We start from the raw sequence: 3,351 nt of genomic DNA, 5'->3' as shown, positions 1-3,351 counted from the left end.
GCCCGGCGCCCCCGCCGGCGGGCGGCGATGCTCGGCGCGCTCGACGAGTTCCTGCCCGACTGGACGTACACGGTCGGACCGGGCGGGATGTCGCTGTGGGTGCGGATGCCCACGCCGGTGTCGACCGCGCTCGCGGCGACCGCCCCCACTCACGGTGTGGTCCTCGCCGCGGGACCCCGCTTCGGGGTGGAAGGCGCGTTCGAACGGTTCCTGCGGCTGCCCTATGCGCGCGAGGCCGACGAGGTGCGCCGGGCGGTCGCGTCCGTGGCCTCGGCGTACGACGCGCTGGCCCGCGGCCGGGACCTCGTCGAACCACACCTCGTGGTCTGATTCGGGGGTGGCCGGACCCCGACCGGGAACGGGCCCGCGGCGTTATGCTCGAGGGGTACGAACGGGTGGCCGCCTGGGAGTCGCCATATCGGACGGATGCGAGAGTTACTGTGGCCGAACACGATCCGTACGCGACGCAACGCGACGTCGGGGTCGACCTCGCCGCCGAGCTGGCCGACGCCGGATTCGACGACGCGCGTGAGATCGGGCGCGGCGGTTTCGGGGTCGTCTACCGCTGCTACGAGACCGCACTCGACCGTCCGGTCGCGGTGAAGGTCCTCACCTCCCACATGGACCCCGACAATCTCGAACGCTTCCTGCGGGAGCAGCGCGCGATGGGCCGGCTGTCCGGGCACCCGAACATCGTCAACGTCATGCAGGTCGGCACCACCCGAACGGGACGCCCGTACCTCGTGATGCAGTACCACTCGCGCGATTCGCTCGACGCGCAACTGCGCAGTACCGGCCCCGTGCCGTGGCCGGAGGTGCTGCGCATCGGCATCAAGCTGGCCGGCGCCCTCGAAACGGGCCACCGCGCCGGCATCCTGCACCGCGACATCAAGCCGGGCAACATCCTGCTCACCGAGTTCGGCGAGCCGCAGCTCACGGATTTCGGCATCGCACGCGTGAGCGGCGGCTTCGAGACGGCGACGGGCGAGGTGACCGGGTCGCCGGCCTTCACCGCCCCCGAGGTGCTCAGCGGACGTGCGCCCACACCGGCCTCGGACGTCTACAGTCTCGGCGCCACGCTGTTCTGCGTGCTCACCGGACACGCGGCGTTCGAACGGCGCAGCGGCGAGCGGGTCGTGGCGCAGTTCGTCCGGGTGACCACCCAGCCCGTTCCGGACCTGCGGGAGCGGGGGATCCCGGATGCGCTCTCGTCGGCGATCGAACGTGCCATGTCGGTGGACCCGCAGACCCGGCCCGCGAGCGCCGCCGAGTTCGGGGAGATGCTGCGCGAGGTGCAGGCGGACGAGGGGCTGCCGGTCGACGAACTGCCCGTAGCCGGGGAACTCGAGCCGGGTTCGGAGTCCGGTCACCCTCCGTCGCCGTCCGTGGCGGAGCGACGGGGCACCTACCGGTCCGGTGTGCGCGCGACCACCCCGCCGGCTCCGGCCACGCGGTTCCGGCCGCCGTCGACGCCGCGCCGGCTGGTGCCGCGCCGGCGCCTGCTGTCGATCCTCGACGCGGACCAGCGACGGAAACTGACCGCCATCCACTCGCCACCGGGATTCGGCAAGACCATGCTGGCCCTGCAGTGGCGCTACGTGCTCACCGGGAAGGACGTGCCCGTCGCCTGGCTCAACGTCGACCACGACGACAACAACGTGGTGTGGTTCCTGACGCATCTCGTCGAATCCATCCGGCAGGTCCGGCCGTCGCTCGCACGCGAACTCGGCCAGGTGCTCGACGAACACGGGGACGAGGCGGAACGCTACGTGCTCACCTCGCTCGTCGACGAAATCCACGAGGCCGGTGAACGACTCGTCGTCATCATCGACGACTGGCATCGGGTGACGGATCCCGCGACGGTCGCCGCGATGGCGTTCCTGCTGGACAACGCCTGCCACCATCTGCAACTCGTCGTCGTCGGGCGTACCCGCTCGGGCCTGCCCACCAGCCGGATGCGGGTGCGCGACGAACTCGTCGAGATCGACTACGAGCAACTGCGTTTCGACGTGGACGAGGCCCGCGTGTTCCTCGTCGACCTCGCCGGCCTCGACCTCGACGACGACGAGGTCGCCGACCTGACCGCCGCGACCGACGGGTGGGCGGCGGCCCTGCAGCTCGCGGCGATGTCGCTGCGCGGGCGCGACGACCCGGAGGAGCTGATCTCACATCTGTCCGGCCGGCACCGGGCGATCGGCGAGTTCCTCGCCGAGAACGTGCTCGCCTCCCTGCCCCCGGCCGACGTCGAGTTCCTGCTCGCCTCCTCGATCACCGAACGCATCTGCGGCAGCCTCGCCACCGCCCTCACCGGGCACGAACGTGGCCAGGCGCTCCTCGAGAGCATCGAGGAGCGGGATCTGTTCCTGCACCGGATCGACGAGGACGGCCGCTGGTTCCGGTATCAGCCGCTGTTCGCCGAATTCCTCCGGCAACGGCTCGAACGCGAACACCCCGAACGCATCCCGGCCCTGCACCGGACCGCGTCCGAATGGTTCGAGAGCCATGCCATGGTCGGTGAGGCCGTCGACCATGCCCTCGCCGCGGGGGACGAGGACCGCGCGACGGATCTCGTCGAGGAGAACGGGCGCCGGCTGCTCGAACACGGCCATGCGACCACCCTGCTCGGCCTCGTCGCCAAGCTGCCGCGCCGGGCCGCCTCGGGCCGGATCCACCTGCAACTGTCCATCGCATGGGCCAACATCCTGCTGCACCGCTCGGCACCGGCGCTGCGCGCGCTCGAGGTGGTCGAGGCGGCGGTCGCGGACTCCGGCACGGACGCCGAGGAGGCGGCCGACATCGCCGTCGAGGTGGAGGTCGTGCGCGGCGTCGTCGACCTGCGGTGCGACCGCATGGAACGCGCCGACGATCTCGTCGAGCACTGCCTGGCCCGGGCCGACACGCTGCCGCCGCTGGTGATCGCGTCCGGGCTCAACGTCGCCACGTTCGCTGCGGTCTACCGCGCGGACTACGACGAGGTGGTTCGGCTGCAACAGCTGGCCCAGCCGTATCACGACCTCAACGAGGGGCCCTACAACCTCATGCACGGCCGTGCCCTGCTGGGCCTCGCGGCGATCGAACAGCTCGACGTCGCCGGCGCCGAGGAGCACTTCCGGGCGGGTCTGCGGGCGGCGCGCCGGGGCGCCGGCCGGCACTCGTCGGCGGCGATGCTGGCCGGGTCGATCCTCGGCGAGCTGCTCTACGAACGAGGCGAACTCGACGAGGCCGAACGGCTGCTCGACGACGGCTACGCCCTCGGGTCCGAGGGCGGGGTCGTGGACTTCAAGATCTCGCGGTACGTCGTCGGTGCGCGGCTCAAGGCCGTGCGCGGCGACCGCGACGCGGTGGTGTCGC

General features: G+C 71.6%; 1 protein-coding gene and 1 pseudogene. Both read left to right on the top strand.

Annotated features, from left to right (window positions below; all coding sequences use genetic code 11):
- Positions 1 to 330: pseudogene (locus OEY_RS0107000) on the top strand (PLP-dependent aminotransferase family protein); the annotation flags it as partial.
- 110 nt (positions 331 to 440) lie between these two features.
- Positions 441 to 3,351 (top strand): serine/threonine-protein kinase (locus OEY_RS0106995; protein ID WP_010593177.1); only part of this gene is annotated, 2,911 nt, incomplete at its 3' end.

The organism is Rhodococcus sp. P14 (genome assembly GCF_000256505.1).
Taxonomy (GTDB): domain Bacteria; phylum Actinomycetota; class Actinomycetes; order Mycobacteriales; family Mycobacteriaceae; genus Rhodococcus; species Rhodococcus ruber.
Note: the sequence above shows the minus strand (reverse complement) of the source record. Positions and strands in the feature narration are given on the sequence as shown.